Origin of the sequence: Dyadobacter luticola (genome assembly GCF_005860805.1) — a bacterium.
Taxonomy (GTDB): Bacteria; Bacteroidota; Bacteroidia; order Cytophagales; family Spirosomataceae; genus Dyadobacter; species Dyadobacter luticola.
On record NZ_VCEJ01000005.1, the window covers coordinates 49,521 to 71,099 of the forward strand.

Below are 21,579 nucleotides of genomic sequence, written 5' to 3' on the forward strand. Positions count from 1 at the left end.
CACCGTTATTCAGAAGCAACATGAAATCATTTATAAAAGTATTTACGCTGGTGGCGATAGCAGGTTTGGTTTCCTGCAGTGACGATGAACTGAGAACCTATGATTCTCTCCAGCAAAAAGACGCAGTGGAATCGGTGAACGATCCTTACCTGCTGGCCTCTATCATTAAAAAGACAACCCTTTTTTACCAGAAAATGGGTTTCGATAACCGCATGCTTCCGGGGGCTGTCCAGCACATGGAAAGCAACTACCAGAGCGGCGACAATTTTTACCAGGGCTTCAAAGCGCCGATCAATGATATGTACACGGCGATGGACATTCTGAAACTAATCGACGGCGCCGCAGGACTTGCCGAAGGCAGGGGTTCCAAAACCCACCAGGGAATTTTCAAGGTTTTCCGGGTGCTGCTTTTTTCTTACATGACCGATTTTTACGGTGACGTATATTATTCAGAGGCACTTAAAGCGCGGGAAGGGATTTTATATCCGAAATACGATACGCAGGATAAGATTTACACAGGCTTGCTAGCCGAGCTGGACGAAGCAAATGCTTTAATGGACGCAGGTACCGAGCCGATTTCAGATACGTATGATCTGATGTATGGAGGAAATAAAGAGAAGTGGAAAAAGTTTTCTAATTCTTTGAAATTGAGATTGTTAATGCGTGCATCTGCGAAGTTGCCGGATGTTGCAGCAAGAATGTCAGCGCTGGCAACCGCGCCGCTGATGAGCGATCCTTCGGACAATGCGGCGATCGGGTACGTGGGAACATTGGGTGGTGAAAACAGCAATTCCTGGACGGGCGGTACATTAAACTGGGGAACCATCGACAATTTCGATACCAGAAGACCTGCGAAAACTTTGGTCGACAAACTGGCGGATTTGAATGACCCAAGAATGCAAGTTTGGTTTGCACCCATCGAAAAACCCTGGACCAACGACCCTGCTAAAAACGGTGTAAGCTTCACGACGACCGATCCGAATGGTTATACTTACACTTCAACCTGGGAGTACATTAACCGGAAAAATAAGGACATCGCGCAATACGCCACGAAAGATATCCTGCTGGATTCCAACAAAGTATACGCAGGTTTCATTGCCGGAATGCTGGCCGACTGGAAAAATGGGAACGGACATTACGACATTGCGGCCGGTGGTACAGTAGGTAATTTCAAGGTTTCCAAATTCTCGAAACTGTTCAGGGAAAACAAGCATCCTCTGCTGAAAGCGATGATTTTGAACAGCGACGAAGTGCAGTTTATCCTGGCTGAGGCAGCTGTAAAAGGCTACATCACCGGAAGTGCCGATACTTATTACCGCAAAGGAATCACCAACTCTATGTTGCGCTGGGGCGTAAGTCAGGCCAGCATTGACAAATATCTGGCACAGGCAAGCGTAGCACTACCAGCCGATAAAGCCGGCCAGCTCGCTAAAATCGCAGACCAAAAGTGGATCGGGTTATTCCTGGTTTCCTCCGAAGCTTACCTCGACCTGCGCAGGACACATTTGCCTAATATATTCAAAAACGGCCGTCTGGACGGTTTTCCATTCCCTGAGCGCTACCGCTACCCGGGCAACGAACTGGGACAGAACCGCACGGCTTATGACCTGGGCGTGTCGTCGCTGTCACCGGCCGTGGATGACCAGTTTTCGAAGATGTGGTTGATTAAGTAATGCGGCATAAAGTTGTCATACTTAGCGGATTGATGTCATGCAAGATGAATTAACGTTGTCATGCTGAGCGCCCTTTAGAGTTGTCATGCTGAGCGGAGTCGAAGCAAGCTACTGGCTCGGCACTAAGCCCTTTTTACATTGTGCCGAGCCAGTAACGTGCTTCGACTCCGCTCAGCATGACACTTTAACTCCGCCCAGCAAGACAGCGTTAGATTCGCTCAGTATGACAGCATTAAATTCGCTCAGCATCACAACTCTAAATCTGCTCAGCTACCAACATTAACATTTCAAGAAAGTAACACACCACAATAGCCCATTCCACACCCCTTGGCGTAATGTAACTGATTTTGATTTTGGGTTGAGTTCCGGCAGCCCCGGCGGAGGTGAAGGTCTGTGATCGTTTACCCGGCGACATTCTTTGACACTGGTTATATAGGTTTTTCTGACAGCTGGATTTTTTAATAAGCCCTATTTCTAAGTACCATGACAAGTGACAATCACCTTAAACTCAAAAATTATGGATTCAAATTCTATTATTAACCTGCGACGAACATTGTTGTGTTTGCTCGTAGTTGCATTAATGGCCAGCCCCAGGTTTGCTTACGCCGTGGACCGAACCGTCAAAGGAAAAATTACTGCAAAAACAGACGGATCGGCGATGCCCGGCGTGAATGTGATCGTAAAAGGAACGCAGGTAGGTACGAGCTCCGATGCGGCGGGAAATTATGAGATTAGCGTCGATGACAGCGGGAAATCGATACTCGTGTTTTCTTACATTGGCCATGAAACACAGGAAATTACGGTCGGCAACCAGTCGGTAGTCAATATTTCGCTGGAAGAGGGAACGGCTACATTGAATGAGGCCGTCGTAACTGCGTTAGGTATCTCCCGCGAAAAACGCTCACTGGGTTATTCAGTAAGCGAGGTAGACGGCAAGGAAGTCAGCCGCGTGGCGCAGGAAAATGTTTTGAACTCACTTTCAGGAAAAGTGCCGGGGGTAACGATCAGTTCGACCGGTGGTACCGGTTCTTCGGTGAGCATGATCATCCGTGGCGCTACTTCGTTAAGTAATGATAACCAGCCACTTTTCGTGGTTGACGGCGTACCCATCACAAACACATTGAACAACGTCAGCCAGATTGGTAATGATAACCGCGTGGATTATGGTAATGCAATTTCCAGCATTAACCCCGACGATGTAGAAAGCGTATCAATTCTGAAAGGGCCCAACGCAGCGGCACTTTATGGTTCACGCGCCGGTCACGGTGTGGTTTTGATTACGACCAAAAGCGGTAGTAAAGCGAAGAAAATGACGGTTTCGGTGAACTCGAACACGGTTTTTGACAAGCCTTACAAATACCTGAAAATGCACTCGAAATTCGCGACAGGTATCTTGCCTTTTACGCCTGACAATAATCCGTACCCGGGCGGCGTGCTGATGATCGATGAAAATTCGGCGGGCGGCGTGGGTCCTGAGTTGGATAAAGGTTACAAAGCCATCCAGTGGAACAGCCCGAAAGATGCCAACGGAAACCCGATCCCCACCGAGCTGGTTTCGCACCCTGATAATGTTAAAAACTTTGTGCGGACCGGTATCACGACAACAAATGGTGTCTCGGTAGCGAATTCCACGGATTTGGTTAGCTACCGCTTGTCTTACTCCAATATGACAAACAGAGGGATTATTCCAAACTCCGATTTGTTTCGCAACTCGTTGAATGTCAATTCTTCTGTAAAACTAGCGAAGAATTTAAGACTGAGTACCAACATTGATTTCAGCAGAAACAATTCCAACAACCGCCCTGCTACCAACCGTGGTACCAACCCGCTGCAATGGGCGTACGCCGTTTCTCCACATATTGATATCAAGGAGCTGAGAAATTACTGGGTACCTGGTCAGGAAGGTTTGCAGCAATTGTCGCAAGGCCCGGGCGATTTCAACAACCCGTACTTTTTGGCTTATGAAGTAAATAACAGCTTTGTCCGCGACCGTGTTTTTGGTAACCTGAAAGCGGACTGGCAAATTACGCCGGAATTTAGTTTGATGGGCCGCTACTCGCTGGATACGTATCAGGAAGACCGTGAGACGAAAATCGGTAACAGCTATACCAATGATGCCCGCGGATCTTACGGTATTATCAACCTGTCACGTTTCGAGCGCAATGCCGATTTTCTTGCGACTTACAAAAAGGAAATCAGCGATTTCAGCGTGTCGGTTTCGGCAGGTGGGAACACCCGTTATCAGAAAAACATGGACGTGAACACGTCTGCCAAGAATGGTACAGGTCTGATCATTCCGGGACTTTATACGATTTCCAACATTGCGCCTGCTAACATCAACATCAATAGCTACAAGACTGAGCGCGCCGTATTCAGTGTGTATGGGTTGGCTAACCTGGGTTTCAAGGACATGATTTACCTGGACTTGACTGCACGTAATGACTGGTCGAGTACATTGCCAAAAGCCAACCGCTCTTACTTCTATCCTTCGGCTTCTCTGAGTGTTTTGCTGAATGAAATGTTCCAGATGTCAAACTCGATCAGCTTGTTCAAATTGAGAGGCGGCGCGGCGCAGGTAGGTAATGATACCAACCCATACAGCTTGCTGGCTACTATGGATAATTTGGGTGCGTGGGATGGCATTACGCGTTTGAGTAAATCAGGTAAAATCCTGCTGCCGGATTTAAAACCGGAAATTGCGACTTCCTATGAATATGGGCTGGATTTGAATTTGTTCAGTAACAAGCTTCGTTTTGCGGCTACTTATTATCAGGTTGAAAACCGCAACCAGATTATCCCAACCAAATTGCCGGGATCGAGTGGTTTTACCCAGAAAAATATCAATGCTGGTTTGCTGGTAAGTAAAGGTCTTGAACTGACATTGGGCGGCACGCCAATCGCTAAAAATGGTTGGAGATGGGATGTCAATGCCAACTGGTCGAGAAACCGTACGACGATTAAGTCACTTTCTGATGGACTGGATTTCTACACACTTTGGACAGACGCGAAAGGTGGCGCCTGGACTTATGTAGGTGAAAAAATTGGTGATTTGTATGATTCCGAGCTCGTTACCGTAAAAGACAAAGCGTCGCCCTACTATGGTTACCCGATCCTGGATGAGAACGGTTCTTGGCAGAGCATTGCGGCTTCCAACACCCGCAACAAGATTGGAAACTTCAACCCGGATTTTATACTTGGTTTGCAAACCCAGCTGTCGTACAAAGGCTTTACTTTGAATATGACATTTGATTGGAGACAGGGCGGCAATTTTGTGTCACAAACCTATCGTTACAGCGAATCGGATTTGAAATCGCAGCGATTCCTGGATAACCTGATTAACCCAAATGGCCTGAGCGGCGACCAGCTGAGAAACTACCTGGTGGATAATGACAAGGTGGTGGTTCGGGGTAACCATTTCAACATTGTCGGCGGCCCGACTGCCGAGTACGGCGGCTTTCCTTTTGAATATGGCGGTAATACGTACAACTATGCGGTGTTCAACCCCGGCGTGATTGCGCAGTACAATGAAGCTGGCGAGATCACAGGCTATACCGAAAACCTGGGCGGAAAAGATACCAAATACATTCCTTACGGAGATAACTATCCGTGGGATTTTACCCGCGCGGCCACTTTCGACGCCTCTTTTGTAAAGCTGCGCGAAGTTTCGATCGGGTACGATCTGCCCGCAACCTGGGTGAAGAGAGTGGGTTTGCAGAATGCGAACATTGCCGTGTACAGCCGCAACATTATCCTTTGGACCAAAGCAGGCATCGGTATCGATCCTGAGCAGGCTTTCCAGCAGGAATCCGGCGCACAGGCAGGTACCCAGTTCAAGCAAGGTATCGAGCGCTATAATGTGACTCCCTGGGTGATGCCGATCGGTTTCAAATTGGGTTTGACATTCTAATTCAGCATCATATAGTCTGTTTTTTAAAAATATACTCATGAAAAAAATATTCAAAAAGTCCATCATAATTCCGTTGCTGCTGGCGGTTTTTACATTCTCTTGTAAAGATTTGTCGGAGCTCAACGAGAACCCAAATGGTGTGGGTCCCGAGACCGTGAACCCGAACCTGGTAATGCCTACGGTTTTGACAGAAGCTGCAAAAGCCTATGTGAACCTTGGTTATATGGATATCGCCGGGGTGGTGCAGCATACGCAAAAAGACGCCTGGGCAAGCAGCCACAATGATTACGATTGGGGCGGAAACCAGAGCTGGAATGCGTATTACGATATTCTGCGAAACAATGATCTGCTTTACAACCGCGCCGTGGAAACGAAATTCGAGTTTCACCAGGGTGTGGCATTGGTGATGAAATCATTCATGTTTGGTCTGATCACCGATCTTTGGGGCGACGCGCCTTACACCGATGCATTGAAAGGAGAAGCCGGTGCGGTAACCGACATCCTGCCTGCTTTTGACACACAGGATAAAATCTACGCAGGCATCATCGCTGATCTTGAAAAAGCCAACACCTTGTTGTCCAAGTCCAAAGCGGATTACGACGGTATTGTGGATAATGTGGATGTTTACTACGGCGGCGACCCGACCAAATGGAGAAAAATGGCCAACTCTTTGCTGCTCCGTTACTACATGCGTTTGTCGATAAAACAACCTGATATTGCGAAAGCCGGTATTGAAAAAGTGATTGGCAATGCAACGCAGTATCCGATCATCACTGTGCCTGCCGACGATGCAACAATGTCATTTCCAGGTAACAGTGATCAGGATTCGTGGCCTGCCAACTCGGTGTATGATGCCAGCGGAAGCGGTTATCGCCGGATTAAAATGTGCGCCACGCTGGTAGAAAAGCTGGAAACATTGAAAGACCCGCGTCTGGGTATCTGGGCGAATAAAGTGGAAGTGCCTTTGGTAGTAGATGCTACGCAGCCAGCCGGAACCGATAAAATTGTGAACGGTAAGAGAATTTTGTCGCCGGACAAAGTGAAAAATACGGTGGTAGATACCGATCCCGACTACGTAGGTTTGCCACCAAGTTTTTCGGCATTGCCGTCGTCCTATAACTTGAACCCTACGCCGGGACAAACTTCTTACAACCCGCACGTTTCGTTTTTGAATAACATTTATAAGCAAGCAAAAGGCCCATTGTTGAAAGCAAGGCTGATCTCTGCCGCCGAAGTGAACTTCATCCTGGCGGAAGCCGCATTAAGGGGCTGGAATGCTGGTACCGCAAAAGACCGCTACGAAGCGGGTGTGAAAGCATCGATGGATACCTGGACCGTGGGCGGATCTTACGCGACTTACATTGCCAATCCGGGTGTGGCATTTGATAAAAGCATCCAGCAGGTGATTGAGCAAAAATGGATCGCAAGCTGGACGGCCGCGACCGAAGCCTGGTTTGATTTCAGAAGGACAGGTTTCCCTGCCTTGAAAGCGGGTCCGGCTGCGAAAAGAGAAGTTCTGCCGGTGCGTTTCTACTACATGCAGGATGAGTTGCAGATCAACAAGGCGAATGCAGAAAGCGCGGTGAGCCGGCTGGAAATCACCAGCTACTCGCAGGCTGACAAAGGCAACAGTGCGTGGTCGAAACAATGGTTGATCCAGGGCACGAAAAAGCCATGGTAATGAATTTTGAATTAAGGTGAAGTATTTGAAACCGGGGCTGTCCGAGTGACGACAGTTCCGGTTTATTTTTAAAAAGGAGTTTTTGAATTTGAGATAAACCCCTTTGTTCATGAAAATTAGGATCATATTTTTTTGCCTGCTACTGGGAATCGCGCAACTGACGATGGCGCAACATTTCCGTGCAGGCGCTGCCATGCGGATCATTACGCCCGATCCGCTGCTATCGGTTTCCGGCGGTATCGGTACACCTAAAAAATCTATCCAAAAAAACGGAGAGCTGTCGATTCGTGCATTGGTTTTGGAGAAAGGCAATGTCCGCGTAGCGATCGTGAATGTGGACAATCTCGGCTGGCCTGCCGCATTGGGCAACAAATCACGCGCTCTGATCAAAGGTATACCGCCGGAAAACATCCTGATCGGCGCTACGCATACACACAGCGGGCCGGATGCTTACGGTTTCCCGAACGAAAAAGGCGAGTCTTTTGCTGATTTGAAATACCTCGATGATTGTGTTAAAAAAATTGCCGAGGCGGTAAATGAGGCGGTGGGCAAGCTGGAAGATGCTTCCCTGAAAATCGCGGTAGGTGAGGCGAAAGGAAAAATCGCTTATAATTATTATGCAGACCAACTTTATGATCCGCGCTGCGGCGTAATCCAGGCGATTGCCACTTCTGGAGCGAAAAAGGGGAGCGCAATTGCAACATTGGTTAACTATGCGATTCACCCGGAAGTGATCGGGGCTAGCAGGGGCATTCTTAGTCCCGATCTTTGCGGGCCACTTTATGATCGGATAGAATCGCAGGGCGGAGGAGTCGCCGTTTTTATGAATGGCGCGCAGGGCGGCATGGTCACTGCTGATAACCGCGTTGAAGGTGGCAAGGAAGCAAATGATTGGAATGAATGTAGGCGAATCGGCGAGTTGCTGGCCGACGAGGCATTGCGGATTGTAAAAGATGCGCCAGTCCAAGAAAATCCTGCATTATTCTGCACAGCGAGAAAAATTGAATTTCCGGTTGATTCGGAGATCATGCGCTACATTCTCCAAAAATCACCGATTAAAAATGAAATGGCGGGTGAAAATCGGATCGCGACGCAACTGAATTTGCTCAACATTGGTACCGCGCAGGTGCTGACCATTCCCGGCGAAGCATTGCCCAACATTGGTTTTTACGTGAAAAGGTACATGAACACGAAGCAGCCGTTTTTGTTTGGCTTGACCAATGATGCATTCGGTTATATGCTGACAAAGGTTGATTTCAACAGTTTTAAAAGATATGAATATGTGAGCCGCACCAGCCTCGGAGAAATGACCGGGGAGATTTACATGGAGCAGGCGCTCAAATTAGTCAATGACAGTCCAAAACCCTGACCTTACCTTTTTACCACCACATTTATCCGCTTATGTTTTTAAAATTCATCAAAACCGGGATCAAACTTTTAATGATCCAAACTGCCCTCATTTTTACTGTTAAAGCCCAGAAAATCACCCCCGAAAGTGCGCTGGAGAGTTATCTGAACAATGGCGACAAGACGTTTAAATGGGAGCTTAAAGATTCTTTCGTCCGTGGCGACCTGACTTATTACAATGTGCTGCTTACTTCGCAAAAATGGCGCGAATTTACCTGGACGCACCAGCTGACAGTGATCGTTCCCAAAGAAAACAAGCACGACGATGCATTGCTTTTCATCACCGGCGGCCACAATACCGACGGTCTGCCGAATTGGAATAACAAAAAAGACGACGATATGTACGTCTCTCTCGGCAATGTCGCGCAGACTAATAATGCGATCGTCGCACTTTTAAAGCAAACCCCAAACCAGCCATTTTTTGGAGATCTGACGGAGGACGCGCTGATTTCCTACACTTTGCATAACTGGAAAAAGGACAAGGATTACAGCTGGCCGCTGCTTTTCCCGATGGTAAAAAGCGCGGTGCGGGCGATGGACGCGGTGCAGGAGTTTTCCAAACAAAAATTGAATCATCCTGTAAACCGCTTCGTGGTAACCGGCGCATCCAAACGCGGCTGGACCACCTGGTTGACTGGGGCGAGCGACAAGCGGGTAGAGGCGATTGCGCCGATGGTCATCGACGTTTTGAATATGCCGGTAAGTCTTGATTATCAGATCAAATCGTGGGGCGATTACAGTGTGCAGATCGAGGATTACGTGAAACTCGGCATTCCACAATCGACCGGCTCACCTGACGGCCAGGCGATCACAACAATGATCGATCCATATACTTACCGCGCCAAACTGACGATGCCGAAAATGATTTTTATGGGCACGAATGATGAATATTGGGTGGTGGATAACATTAAAAATTACCTCGACAACATTCCCGGCAACAATATGCTGCACTACGTCCCTAATGCTGGCCACGACCTTGGCGGCGGCAAGCAGGCGATTGAAGCATTGAGCGCGTTTTTCGGAGCTACGGTCAATAAAAAGCCTTATACCCAATGCAAGTGGACGCAGTCTGTGGCAGGAAATAGCGTGAACCTGGACATTAAAACCACGGCCGATGTGCTGGAAGATGTGATTTTATGGTCTGCGAATTCTGCGGACCAGGATTTGCGGGATGATAAATGGACGAGTAAAAGTCTGGGTATCAAGAATAAAGCTTCCGTAAAAGTCTCGGCCACATTCCCGGCCAGCGGCTTCCGTGCGTTTTATGTGGATTTGAAATACAAAACCCCGAAAGGCGACATTTACACAGAAAGTACCCGCGTGTTCCTGACGAGCAGTAAGGCACTTTTGTAAATTTGAAGCATTAGAATCCGCTCATGAAATTCAGAATCCTGCCCATTATGTGCCTGCTACTTGCGGGCACAATGTTATTCTCTTGCCAAAAAGAAAAGGCAAAATCCTCAGGTACAGTCAAAAAAGTGATCGATGATGCGGTGACAAGGCTTTATGAAAAGTTGACTCCTGCCCAGCTCGACACGATTTCGGAACCCTACATTCTCGGATTTTTGAGTGAAGAGGACAAAGAAATATTGGCAACGCGCTTCTGGACCTTTGAAGCAAATGTGCCGGTACGGGTCTCGCTCATGCGGGATACCGCGCAGAAAGTTCTGCCTTTCTGGCTGGAAAAAAGCGGTTTCAAGAAGACTCCGATGTTCGTTAGAAATGAAGAATATGGTTATGAAGTTTGGCAAAAGGATTTTGAAAAAGGCGAGATAGGACTTGGAATTAATGGTTTTGATAAACACCGGCCCGTCTATTTTATCAGCGTAGCACCACAAAACGAACGTGACAAACTTGAAATTTCAAATGTGGTTCCTGCTCAATACAAGCTGGATACATTGTGTGTCGGGGCATTTACCTACCACGATTGGGACGGCCTGACGTTGACGGAAGTACCGGACCAGCTGAAAGGGGAGGTCCTATTTACGACGGTGCGCGGCCGGGCGCGGGAGGCACATCTTATTAATGCATTCAGAAAAACCGCGACGCCTTCGTCCGCGACGCCCGATCAGGTGATTCTCACATGGAGCGGCGATCCTCAAACCTCCGTGGATATTCAGTGGCGCACAAATCCGAAAATCACAACCGGAAAGGTAAAATATTGGCAGGATGGCTCGAAGGATACGCTTTTCACCGAGGCGTCGGCTTTTAAAATGGATGACCGGCTTTTGCAGAATGACCGGTATGTAAATCGATTTACAGCTAAAATCAAAAAGTTAGAACCCGCTACGTCCTACCATTATGCCATCGCCGCCGACAACATTAAATGGACGTCGCCAGAGCCTTTCAGGACTGCGCCGGACCAGAATAAGGACTTCTCGTTTATCTGGTTTGGCGACACGCATTTTTCTCCGATCTGGGGAGATATGGCTCAAAAAGCAGTGAAGAGGCATCCGGAAACCGCTTTTTTTCAAATCGCCGGCGACCTCGTAAGTACAGGTTTGCATCGCGACGAGTGGGACCAATTGTGGGACCATAGCAAAGGCACATTCATTTCGCGCCCGCTGATGCCGGTGCCGGGGAACCATGATAGTCAGGACGGATTGGGCGGCGGCATGTACAAGGATATGTTCAGTCTGCCCGAAAACGGCCCGGCTAGTCAGCCGACGGAAATGTCTTAAGCTTATCATTATGGTGATGCGCTGTTTTTAATGTTGGACGTAACATTGTCCATTCCCAATCAGACGGCCTGGATCGAGGAACAATTGAAAAACAGCAAGGCAAAATGGAAGTTCGCGATGTTCCATTTTCCACCCTACAATGTGGAAGAGCCTTACGACGAAATCATGCGCGAATGGTGCTCGCTATTTGACAAATACCACGTGGATATGGTCATGAATGGGCACATGCATTATTATCTCCGCACCAAGCCGATGTATGCCGGAAAAGCCGTAGACTCACCAGTGAAAGGTACAATTTACATGATGTCGATCAGCGTTCCGGGCAAGCAGGAAATCTGGAATGAGGAGGAGTATGCCGTTAAACGTTATCGGAATGGGCCGCTTTATCAGCATATATCCATTAAAGGTGATCAGCTTTTTTATAAATGTTTTGATCCTGAGGGGAATGTGAAAGATGAGTTGGTGATTTCCAAATAGCGCCTTCTTACTCAAACCGCACATTCGCCCCCTTTAACTCTCCATGCGTACTAATCGCTACCGCTGTCAGTATCGCGAAAAATGCCAGGATGAAAATGAAATTGACCACCCAGCGGCTCACATTCAGGCCACGCTGGGAGAAGTGACTGTCGAATTTGTTTATCAAAAAGCCAATCGCAGCTATATTGACAATGTACAAATATTGCTCAATGCGGTACAGGCTCATGAAAGCGCAGGTGATGAGCAGGCTGTAAATGGTGGACAGGCCGAGGTAGGAGAAGAAAAAAAGCTGCAATTCTTTTTGTTGCAGTTCAATAAATTCGGTGCGTTTCTTGAAATAAAACCAGTAGAGTGAAAAGCTGCTGAATGCTAGTACAAGCAGTAATGCCAACAGTTTGACATATTTGACTACGCCGAGTGCGTCGGCTGTTTCGCTGAATGACTGGATCGTTTCGACGAGTCGCTGCGTTTCGAAAGATTGGTCCCAGACTACAAATGGCAGGACGAGCGTAAGAATGACGATCGGTGCGATCAGATTTTTTCTTGAAACGGTTTCTTCCGATTTTTCCCACTCGCTGGTGAAAGTCCCATAAGCCATCCCCAACCCGCCGAAAAAGCCGATCGAGTATTCCATCACATTCCAGAAGTTGAATTTGATCCCGGAAACACTGCCCATCACTTGCAGAAAATTGCCGAATGCGAAACCAAAGCCACCACCTAAACCGGCAAAAACTGCCAGCCTGATCGCTGAATGTTGCTTGTGCCGGATCATGTACCAGAATAGCGCGACTGTCATGCCAACACCCGCCGCCCAGGCTTCGGAGCGTGGCGGCGTCATGAGCCAGCCGAGCTCCTCAATCAGGAAATAATAAAAAAGGATTGCCCCGGTGGTCATTTCTGTGAGCAGCTGCGCCCATTTGACGGGTTTTTGGCGGCTTGAAGCTAAGGTTAACCCAAACAATCCCCCTCCGACAAGTCCAAACAACCCGCCGATGATGAGCAACATTAAAAAGCCGTAATACACATTTTCGAAGTCCAATCCCCGGGCGTAACCCACCACTTTTCCATAACTGATGATCCCGCCGATGCCCCAGCCAGCCGCCGAAGCCAATGTAAGCTGGAAGGCTTTGGCATACCAGTCGGTGCGTCTCGAGAGCAGCACAATCGCCAATCCGCCGATGCCACCGGCCCAGGCAGCAGCCTGCTCGTGACCAAATTGTCCGCGGATCGCCCAGGCGGTCCCCAATGACATTCCGGCGATCAGTAAATTGAAAAGCAGTGGCTTGTTATTCATGCATTTTCGGAATAAGGGTTTGTGCGATAAATACCTGCTTATGGTGAAAACGGACTATAAAGCGGTTTTTGGGATAGAAAAATAGCCTGAAAGTCGGCCTTCGAAGTATGGAATGTGGAGGAGCACAATGTAAAATCGAGCAAGAAAGTATGTCACAGGACCTGGCAATTAATGGTGGACCGAAAACGATCAGCAAAACATTCAACTGGCCGATTTATGATGAGCAGGAGGTAAATGCAGTGGCGGCCATCGTACAGAGTGGCAAGTGGGGTAACCCGGACTGCGGGGATGAAGTTGAAAAATTCGAAAAGGAATTTGCGGCTTATTGCGGGAGTAAATATGCCATCACTTGTGTAAATGGTTCGGTTTCGCTCCGATTGGCGCTGATTGCATGCGGCGTAAAACCCGGCGACGAAGTGATCGTGCCACCATATACGTTTATCACCACGGCTTCCTCGGTAATCGAATGTAACTGCGTGCCGGTATTCGTGGACATCGATCCGGATACTTATAACATTAGCCCCGCCGCCATCGAAGCCGCGATTACCGACCGGACCAAAGTCATTATCCCGGTGCATTTCGGCGGGCTTTCCTGCGATATGGATGCGATTATGGAAATTGCCAATCGTCACGGATTAAAAGTAATCGAAGACGCCGCCCACGGTCACGGCGCGGAATACAAAGGCAAAAAACTGGGCTCTATCGGTCACGTAGGTAGTTTTAGTTTCCAATCATCCAAAAACCTGACTTCCGGTGAAGGCGGTATTGTCATCACCGACGATGACGAATTGTATGCGATGATGCATTCCCTGCGCAATGTTGGCCGGATCGAAGGCGGGCAGTGGTATGATCATTACAATCCGGGCTGTAATTATCGAATCACGCAAATGCAGGCGGTTTTGCTTTCCGCGCAGCTTAAAAGGTTGGAAGAGCAAACCAAAAAACGAAATGAAAATGGCCTCTACCTGAATGAGTTACTCACAAACGTAAAAGGCATCACGCCACTTTCGCGAAGCGAGTACATTACCCTACACTGCTACCACATCTACATTTTCAAATATGACGCAGAGCATTTTGGAGGTCTGCCCAAAAACGAATTTGCCGAAATGCTGGCCGCCGAAGGCGTGCCGAGTTTCAGAGGCTACCCGCATCCGCTCTACAAACAGCCTTTGTTTCAGAACAAGAACTGGATGTGCTACGCGATTCCAGAAACTGCGGATTACAGCCAGACTTTCTGCCCGGTAGCCGAACAGGCTTGCGCTACGGATGCGGTTTGGATTTTGCAGCATGCGATGCTGGGGGAGAAGGAGGATATGGAAGGGTTTGTGCGGGCGATTTTGAAAATTCAGGAGGCGGTGAGCTAAAATTGAAAGCTTGTTTTTTTGAAGAAAGCAGCTGCATAATTTCCGATTGAACCCGCTGTCTGATCCAGTGATTTTGTTCTGGTGTCAGTTCAGCAAGAATATTTTCATTGTTGATATTAAAATCTACCAAAACATCTTCCAAAAATTCCTGTATTACCTCCTGCAGTCTGGTTTGATTTTCTGAACGAAGGATTCCAATTTTTGATAAAACGCTGTTTAACCGGTTGTCATTTACATAATTTCTTAGTTCATCCATAAGGAAATTTAGATCTTCGGATAAAGACGATATGCTGGATGAAAAAGACCAATTACGGGCCTCCAAATACTTTTTATCCTCCTCGAACTCCCGGTTTTTAATCTTGATAATCGGCCTGAACCCCAAGGTATCGGTAGAGATGTCTCCAAACGGTTTAATCACAACACCCTCGATCAAATTGTCTTGAATAAGTGGAAGTTTCAGTTGTTTGGGAACTCGGCTGTCGATTCTCAGGTCAAAATCCATGACCTCCGATAGTTTGCCAATTTTCAAGGGTTTGGCGTGGAGAATGTTGAATTTTTGGAAATAGGCTATCGCTATTTCGTAGCTGAGATAGTTCTTTGACGAGGTAAAATGATTTTCAATAGCAATATCAAACGCGCAAAACTCGATATCAGGCGAGTAATAAACACCCGTTTGAATAGCTTCGACTGTCGCGTTACTGTTCACATCCGGGTGCGGATAAATCCCTCCGAACAGCTCTCCATAGATAATTATTTTATCAGCATTAAGATCCAGTTTGATCTGCTCAAACAGCTGGGTAACTGCGGATTCCAATTTCGCAACCACTATTTGGAAGCCGAAAAAATCATCTTCCCATTTCAGAAATTCTTTTCTTTTTCCAAAATGCAGCCGGTTATCCTGATAGATGAACCGGAAATTGGCCCCGTGAATTTTTTCGGTGACAACCCAGTCCAGCTTATTTAGCCGACTGCTGATTTTTTCGTCCGATACCAGGCTTTTCAGGCTGGAAGGGATTTTTTCGTATTCTGATAAATTATTCATTAGTGTGTGAAAATGATACCATTTACTTCCCAACCCGCACCCTAACCCCCTCACTATGCGCCGTAAACTCCGGTGCATACATACATTGAATACTCGTCACCCCATTGCTAAAATCCCCTTCATGGGCTACAAAAAGTGGGTACTCGAAGACATAAGTGCCCTTTCGAATTGCACTAAAAAAGAAATTGGTGCTCGCGTCTTTGGTGGTTTCGTAGTAGCCGAGGCCGCCTTGCCATTTGTAGCTGCTTAAAACATTCACAGGTTCCAGGCCTGACGCACGCATGTCTTTCATGTGCACATATTCCATATCGCGGTCGGCGCGGAGTTCTATGCGGACTGTGATTTTGTCGCCGATATGTAGCTTATCGCCTTCGTTGATGGCGGTTAGTGTTGGGCCTTTGTCTGTGTTTCTTTCGATGAAAAGCTTTTTGGAAAGTTTCAGAGGTGTTTCGGCAAATATGATTTTGTCCAGATCTTCGAAATATTGCCAGTACACTGCGCCCCAGGATGGTGCGGAAGTTTGGGTTTCGCTCTTTGTTTCAATGTGCACATTACCCATTGAAACTGAAATCTGGTCGCTTTCGAAGGATTTTTTGAAATAGCCGGTGCCCGCCTCCGGACTGTTCGCGTCCGATTGAATGGTAGTTTCTCCCAAATGTATCAGCGCAGTTTTGTCCTCGGTCAGCCAGTTGCTGCCCTGCATGAGCAATGCATAGCAAGCCTCGGCAGTGGCTTTTGTGCTTTCCCAGGCATTGGTCTGCTTGTTTTTCAAAAGCCAGGTTTTCAAAGCATCGACGGTCTTGGTGTCGTTTTCGATTTCCTGAAATGCCTCGATCAGTAGCGCCTGCCGCTCGATCGGCGCCTCATACCACCACCAGCCGCGCTGGTTGCTTTTCCAGTACATCCCCATTTCTTCATTTACGACGGCAGTTTCCCGCAAAGATTTCAGGATGGCTTTTGCCGTGACTTTCTCGCGGCCGCGGTTCAATGTCAATGCAATCATTCCCTGCAAATATTTCGATTGAGTAACCCACGTTACACCAGCCCGCTCCCTGAAATATTGATAAGCCTTTTGCGAAGCTGAAGCGACCGGTTTATCAGCAAAAAAACTTCTGAGATAGAGATACTGCACCTGCACTGGCCCGGGAGCATATTGTTTCAGGTCGGATTTATACTTGATTAGATTGTCATAGTCTTCTTTAATTTTTTTGTCGAGATAGCTCAGTGCTTTGTCTAAAATCGGTTCGATATTCCGGTTTTCCTTTGCCAAAAAGAAACCAGTTTTTGCCAGGTGCCCGATACCCGTCACAATGTATTGCGTAATATACCTGTCTTCGTATCCACCTTTAAACCAGGGAAAACTGCCGTTTTCGCTCTGCATTTGCAGCAATTTTTCCAGATTTCCGGTAAGCTCGCTTTTCATTTTTACGAGATCAAAAAGCAAAGCAATGTTCCTTTTTTGCCCCGATTCCGATTTGGCCTGTAACACCCACGGCGTTTCTTCCAGCAGCACAGATTTGAGCTCCTGGTTCTTTTCCAGATTACTCATCAGGGCGGTAGTGTCCGCATTTTTCCAGGTTTCAAAAACCTTCGCAATGCGGGGCGAAGTGCTCACAATTTGTGCAGCCAAAGCATTGGCATAGTAGCGGTTCCAGGTTTGCTCGGCACATTCGTACGGATATTCCATCAGGTACGGAAGCGCCTGCACAGCGTACCAGGCCGGGTTGCTGGTGTATTCAACCGTTAGTTTTTGGTGTGTTAATGTTTTGGAGTTGCCGGAACTAAGCAGTTTTTCAAACCTGAAATCCTTCGCAGCTGCACCTCGCACATTCAAAGTCAAACTTTCGGTAACCAGCATGCGGTTGGACAGCACAGGCAAAATGTTTTCCTCCCCATCCGACAAATTTCCCGCCTTAGCCACCGCCCGCCAGGTCAATGTTTTGGTAAAACCCTTCGGCACTTCCAGCGAAAAAGAAACATTGGTATTCTGTCCCGCCTGGATTGAAAAGGGTTGACTACCTGTTTGATTTTTAAATTGAACGTCAACCGGCTGATTGGTTTCGGTATCAAAAAGCTGCAAAGAAACAGTCCCGGTAAGCGCTTGATCCGAAATATTGGCCACTTTCACCGGAAAATTGATCTGATCACCTTCCCGCAAAAACCGGGGCGCATTGGGCTGCACCATCAATTCCTTCCGGGTAATGATCTCTTTGGAGCTATACCCGAACGCCAAATCTTTCGTATGCACCAGCGCCTGGAATTTCCAGCGCGTCAATGCCTCGGGCAATGTGAAGGAGAATTCGATTTCACCGTCTTCATTTGTGCGCAATTCGGGAAGGAAGAAGGCGGTTTCGTTGAAATTTTTGCGAGGCGCAATGTCTGCTGCGGTGGGATTTTTTGATGATGCAGGGGTTTTTTGGACGCCATAACCCACGGTTACGACTTCCGCAAGAGCAGATGCATTTCCACCAATTGCCATGGACATTTCCTCTTCCGGCGCTGCCTGATTCATTTTGGTATTTGCCCCAACAATAGCTTTCTGAATCCGTCGGTTTCTGCCGGTTTTGTCAGCGATAACCGCACTTTTGATCTCATAAAAATCGTCCAGTAACAGCCTGTCGTAGATTTTATCGTTGGATCGGTATACGCCATTATTCACATACCGGATGTAAGCTGCTTCTTCTTTAAAGTTTCGGTACGAATCCCAGTTCTGCTCTGGCAGCGATGATAAATGCAAATTCGGTTTCTGCCAATGATGCAAGACAAACTGATCCAGCGAAGCGTCGTACATCGACGCGAGCATTTCAGCCGCTATCTTTTCTTTTTTGTATCCTGAAATTTTCACTTTCCACTGTTCCTTGCTTCCGGGCAGCGTTTTGTCCCGGAATGTCAGGTATTCAATTCGAAGTTCTTTATTGGTCCAAGGAACATGAATTGTTTCCTGGTGTTCGTAAATGCGGTTATGTTTTACAAACAGATAAGAAACCACATATCCGCCGCGATCTTCCTCGGTGGCGGTGTGTCGGAAAGTTTGGACCTGATTATTTAATTGAGAAAATGAAAAAGGGGATGTTTGCTTCGCCTTTTGACCGGTTTTGCTGATTAAAAACAAATGATCCGCAGAAGAGCCGATTTGAATGCTGGCCGTTTCACCCGGCTCGATTGGCTTGCTCGCCGTAGTTGATAAATACACCGGTTGCGCGCTCTTATCGCTTTTAGATTTTATCAATTCCGTGTATTTAACCTCTTTAATTTCTTCGCCAGATTGGTCTTGGGTGACGACTTCTATCCTATAAAATCCAGCTGGCAGATTTGCTTCGGAAAGCGCAAAATCCTTATCATTTTGCAGCATTTGGCTTTTTTCTAACACAACATTCTTGACAACCCAGTTTGTCGGATCAGTTTCATCATTGTATTCGTCGTGAGGAAAATCCTGAATGTAGTCGGCTTTCGATATAACAAACTGATCGGGACGCGCCCAGTAGCGTTCACGGATGAGTCGCGTTTCAGGAGTCAGACTTGAAATAATCACCTTTACCTCGGCCGGCAAAAATTCACCATTTATATTCTCCGTCCGGATTGAAAGCGACTTTAAACTATCAGCAAAAATCTTATCAGGAATGTCGGCACGGAGCAAAATGGATTTATAACTAACCGAAATTTTCGTGTATTCGCTGCGTGTCTCACCATTGCTATCGGTAATGTCCACCTTGACATCATAGTCAAAAACGGGATCCTGTTTTTTGTCGATTTTTAAATCCGGCAATGCTTCAAAAGTGATCAGGAATTTGCCGGTAACATCTGTTGTGGTTTCTCCGTGAGCAATTTCCAGCGGGGACACCGGTGGCAGCCAGCTCTTCGATCGCCACCGATAAATGTATCGTGGCACGCGGGTTACGCGGTAAGAAACTTTCGCTCCGTCGATTGCATTACCGGCATAGGCCCTGCTGACGCCAGTTATCCGGATGATATCATTCACTTTGTAAGCCACCTTCAAAGTGTCGAAACTGACTTCAAATTTTGGCCTCTTGTATTCTTCCACCTGAAAGGAAATTTCGTCCAAATCGTCGGTAACAATTTTAAAGGTGCCGTTCAACGCATTTTTAGGCAACTGAAACGAACCTGAAAAGCTGCCATATTCATTGGTTCTAAATTCCTTTTTCTCAACTTCTTCACCGTTGGCATTAGTGAGAACTACGCTTATACTATCCGTCGAACTGCTGCTTGTGGCCGTACTGTCGCAAACAATTCCTTTAAAAAAGACCGTTTGGCCAGGCCGATAAATGCTCCTGTCGGTAAATAAAAAGGTTTTATACTCTTCGACGTCTGCTTCCTCCCGATAATAGGTCCGGTTCGCCGCCGGAAGCGCTAGCTTATCCTTTGCTGTGGTAATTTCTACCTGTTCGGTCCAGTAATTTTTAATGGTATCCTCGCGCGCTGTTTTGATATGACCATTTAAATCCGTGATATACTGGTCGCTTTTCAGCTTTTTGTTGATTCGCAGGTTGTAATCAAAAGCCATTTGCGAGATTTTGACAGTAGCGCTTGGTATCGGCTGACCATTATCCCTATTCAAAACAAACATATCCTGCCCGTTCCGGACATAACTAATGTTGGAAACAATCACCAGCCGGGCTCCCAGCAATGCTTTGGGATTGGTAAAATCAGCGCCCGAGCTGGCAATCAGTATATATTCACCAATAGGCAGCGCGTCAATCTTGATTTCCACCAGATGTTCCTGATGATCTTTGGTGTCGGGCAATACCTGCTGCCAGCTTCGGATCGGTTTCGCGGCAACCAGATCATTCCAAAGTCCTTCGCCTTGTCTTTCCATTTTCTTTTTCACCTCGTCCGTCGCGGGAACAATCCGAAGGAAAACGCGGTCAATGTTGCGGTAGTTAAAAAGCGCCAGAAATGGTTTTTCAGGCACATTTACATTTTCCGTCTGGAACGAAATGCTTTTCTCCCGAATAGTATTTAGCAAGTTATGCGCATTGATGCCGCCTTCGGAATTTGGATTTTCACGGATTATCTTATCGCAAATTTCCGCAGCCTTTACCCGCTCAAAACGGGCAGTAGTATCACCAAAAGGTTCATATCCATTCCCGCGATCATTATGCCAGGCGGCAACCATACACCAAGCCTGAGCAGCAGCCGGGATAGATTCATACTGCTGCGCAATGTGGTTGACGGCCATATAATAAAGCTGCTCCTTATCCGGATGCACGGATTTTTGCCGGACGTACTGTAAGCGCTGTAAATCAATGTCTATCAGCGCATCCGGCTTCGGATCTTCGAGGTGAAAAGCGACTAGTTTCTGATATAAGGTCAGTGCAAAATATTCCAGCTCGGTCGAATCTTTGGATTCAAATTTTCGATGTGCAAAATCTGCGGCTGGGTCGAAAGCGGAGGCAGTACTGATTTCGAAGGCATAAGTTGGTTTTTTAATGTTCCGCTCATCCGATGAAAAGTATTGCAATGCTTCCTGGGCCAGCAGGTCGTATAAAGTTGGGCGCAGTTTGCGCACATTACCTTTTTGAATGATCTCGTCGAAAGGTGCCAGTAAGGTCTTTTTCAAATCAGCTTCAGGTTGAAGAGATTCAAGATAAAGTTGTGTTATTTTTTTGTGAAATTCTCCTGTTGACCAGGTTGTTATGTCCTCGCTTTTCGCCCCTTCGACAGCAGTTCTTTCATAAAGCTGCCACCGATGTTGATAGTAGTAACTCAGATATTTTTTTGCCAGAAAGGATGTCAGTATTGCCTTCACAGCTCCCTGCGTTTCCGAAATTTCCTTTTTCAGTTCATCAATTGATTTCTGCTCAAAATTTTCCTGATTTTCCGCATTCAACCCGATCATATGAGTGACGGCTTTGATAACCTGCGCATCCTGTTTTTCCGCTTTTGCCTGTTTGTAAATTTTGTTAACCTCCTCCAAAGCCGACTTGGGAAGCCCTTTTTGCATCGCTTCTTCCACAATTTTCCACTGCGGGCTGTAAGTTTTTGGCGCTAACTGAGCATTTGTTTTCATCGAAATAAAAAATAAGAATAGTGTG

11 protein-coding genes are annotated in these 21,579 nt (G+C 47.1%); 8 read left to right on the forward strand and 3 right to left on the reverse strand.

Annotated features, from left to right (window positions below; genetic code table 11):
* The first annotated feature begins 20 nt into the window (after window positions 1-20).
* The 7 genes from FEN17_RS19315 to FEN17_RS27715 all read left to right on the forward strand — a co-directional run bounded on the left by FEN17_RS19315 (window position 21) and on the right by FEN17_RS27715 (window position 11,826).
* The gene (locus FEN17_RS19315; RefSeq protein ID WP_138367042.1) at window positions 21-1,673 is read left to right on the forward strand and encodes a SusD/RagB family nutrient-binding outer membrane lipoprotein; all 1,653 of its coding nucleotides are present in this window, start codon (window positions 21-23) and stop codon (window positions 1,671-1,673) included.
* 517 nt (window positions 1,674-2,190) lie between these two features.
* Window positions 2,191-5,580 carry a SusC/RagA family TonB-linked outer membrane protein gene (locus tag FEN17_RS19320; protein WP_138367043.1) on the forward strand — a complete coding sequence of 1,130 codons (3,390 nt, stop codon included), beginning with the start codon at window positions 2,191-2,193 and terminating at the stop codon, window positions 5,578-5,580.
* A gap of 37 nt (window positions 5,581-5,617) precedes the next feature.
* The gene (locus FEN17_RS19325) at window positions 5,618-7,261 is read left to right on the forward strand and encodes a SusD/RagB family nutrient-binding outer membrane lipoprotein (protein WP_138367044.1); all 1,644 of its coding nucleotides are present in this window, start codon (window positions 5,618-5,620) and stop codon (window positions 7,259-7,261) included.
* 109 nt (window positions 7,262-7,370) lie between these two features.
* Window positions 7,371-8,630 (forward strand): hypothetical protein, encoded by a 1,260-nt coding sequence (locus FEN17_RS19330; protein WP_171037970.1) that lies wholly within the window; start codon window positions 7,371-7,373, stop codon window positions 8,628-8,630.
* 32 nt (window positions 8,631-8,662) lie between these two features.
* Complete coding sequence (locus FEN17_RS19335) at window positions 8,663-10,021, forward strand: PhoPQ-activated pathogenicity-related family protein (RefSeq protein ID WP_138367045.1); 1,359 nt, start codon at window positions 8,663-8,665, stop codon at window positions 10,019-10,021.
* 23 nt (window positions 10,022-10,044) lie between these two features.
* Window positions 10,045-11,349, forward strand: coding sequence for a fibronectin type III domain-containing protein (locus FEN17_RS19340; protein ID WP_229208897.1), 1,305 nt, complete (start codon window positions 10,045-10,047; stop codon window positions 11,347-11,349).
* A 30-nt stretch (window positions 11,350-11,379) separates the two neighbouring features.
* Window positions 11,380-11,826: a metallophosphoesterase family protein gene (locus tag FEN17_RS27715; protein WP_229208898.1), complete on the forward strand. Its 447-nt coding sequence runs from the start codon at window positions 11,380-11,382 to the stop codon at window positions 11,824-11,826.
* A gap of 7 nt (window positions 11,827-11,833) precedes the next feature.
* Here the strand turns inward: FEN17_RS27715 and FEN17_RS19345 are convergent, their stop codons facing one another.
* Entirely contained in the window at window positions 11,834-13,120 is a 1,287-nt protein-coding gene (locus tag FEN17_RS19345) for a hypothetical protein (protein ID WP_138367046.1), read from the reverse strand.
* Between the two features lie 149 nt (window positions 13,121-13,269).
* Here FEN17_RS19345 and FEN17_RS19350 point away from each other — a divergent pair, with 149 nt between their 5' ends.
* On the forward strand, window positions 13,270-14,484 hold the full coding sequence (locus FEN17_RS19350; RefSeq protein ID WP_138367047.1) for a DegT/DnrJ/EryC1/StrS family aminotransferase: 1,215 nt from the start codon (window positions 13,270-13,272) through the stop codon (window positions 14,482-14,484).
* Here FEN17_RS19350 and FEN17_RS19355 read toward each other — a convergent pair.
* Together FEN17_RS19355 and FEN17_RS19360 are read right to left on the reverse strand one after the other, a co-directional pair.
* Entirely contained in the window at window positions 14,381-15,604 is a 1,224-nt protein-coding gene (locus FEN17_RS19355; RefSeq protein WP_310589772.1) for an RNA ligase family protein, read from the reverse strand. The two genes, FEN17_RS19350 and FEN17_RS19355, sit on opposite strands and share 104 nt — an antisense overlap.
* Entirely contained in the window at window positions 15,549-21,554 is a 6,006-nt protein-coding gene (locus FEN17_RS19360) for an alpha-2-macroglobulin family protein (RefSeq protein WP_229208899.1), read from the reverse strand. The genes FEN17_RS19355 and FEN17_RS19360 overlap by 56 nt, the downstream gene beginning before the upstream one ends.
* Window positions 21,555-21,579: the final 25 nt, after the last annotated feature.

Excerpts from the sequence above, each read along its gene's own strand:
- FEN17_RS19360 (WP_229208899.1), bottom strand. The coding sequence starts at position 21,554 with ATGAAAACAAATGCTCAGTTAGCGCCAAAAACTTACAGCCCGCAGTGG.
- FEN17_RS19320 (WP_138367043.1), top strand. The coding sequence starts at position 2,191 with ATGGATTCAAATTCTATTATTAACCTGCGACGAACATTGTTGTGTTTG.
- FEN17_RS19330 (WP_171037970.1), top strand. The coding sequence starts at position 7,371 with ATGAAAATTAGGATCATATTTTTTTGCCTGCTACTGGGAATCGCGCAA.
- FEN17_RS19350 (WP_138367047.1), top strand. The coding sequence starts at position 13,270 with ATGTCACAGGACCTGGCAATTAATGGTGGACCGAAAACGATCAGCAAA.
- FEN17_RS27715 (WP_229208898.1), top strand. The coding sequence starts at position 11,380 with ATGTTGGACGTAACATTGTCCATTCCCAATCAGACGGCCTGGATCGAG.
- FEN17_RS19335 (WP_138367045.1), top strand. The coding sequence starts at position 8,663 with ATGTTTTTAAAATTCATCAAAACCGGGATCAAACTTTTAATGATCCAA.
- FEN17_RS19340 (WP_229208897.1), top strand. The coding sequence starts at position 10,045 with ATGAAATTCAGAATCCTGCCCATTATGTGCCTGCTACTTGCGGGCACA.
- FEN17_RS19315 (WP_138367042.1), top strand. The coding sequence starts at position 21 with ATGAAATCATTTATAAAAGTATTTACGCTGGTGGCGATAGCAGGTTTG.
- FEN17_RS19355 (WP_310589772.1), bottom strand. The coding sequence starts at position 15,604 with ATGCACCGGAGTTTACGGCGCATAGTGAGGGGGTTAGGGTGCGGGTTG.
- FEN17_RS19345 (WP_138367046.1), bottom strand. The coding sequence starts at position 13,120 with ATGAATAACAAGCCACTGCTTTTCAATTTACTGATCGCCGGAATGTCA.
- FEN17_RS19325 (WP_138367044.1), top strand. The coding sequence starts at position 5,618 with ATGAAAAAAATATTCAAAAAGTCCATCATAATTCCGTTGCTGCTGGCG.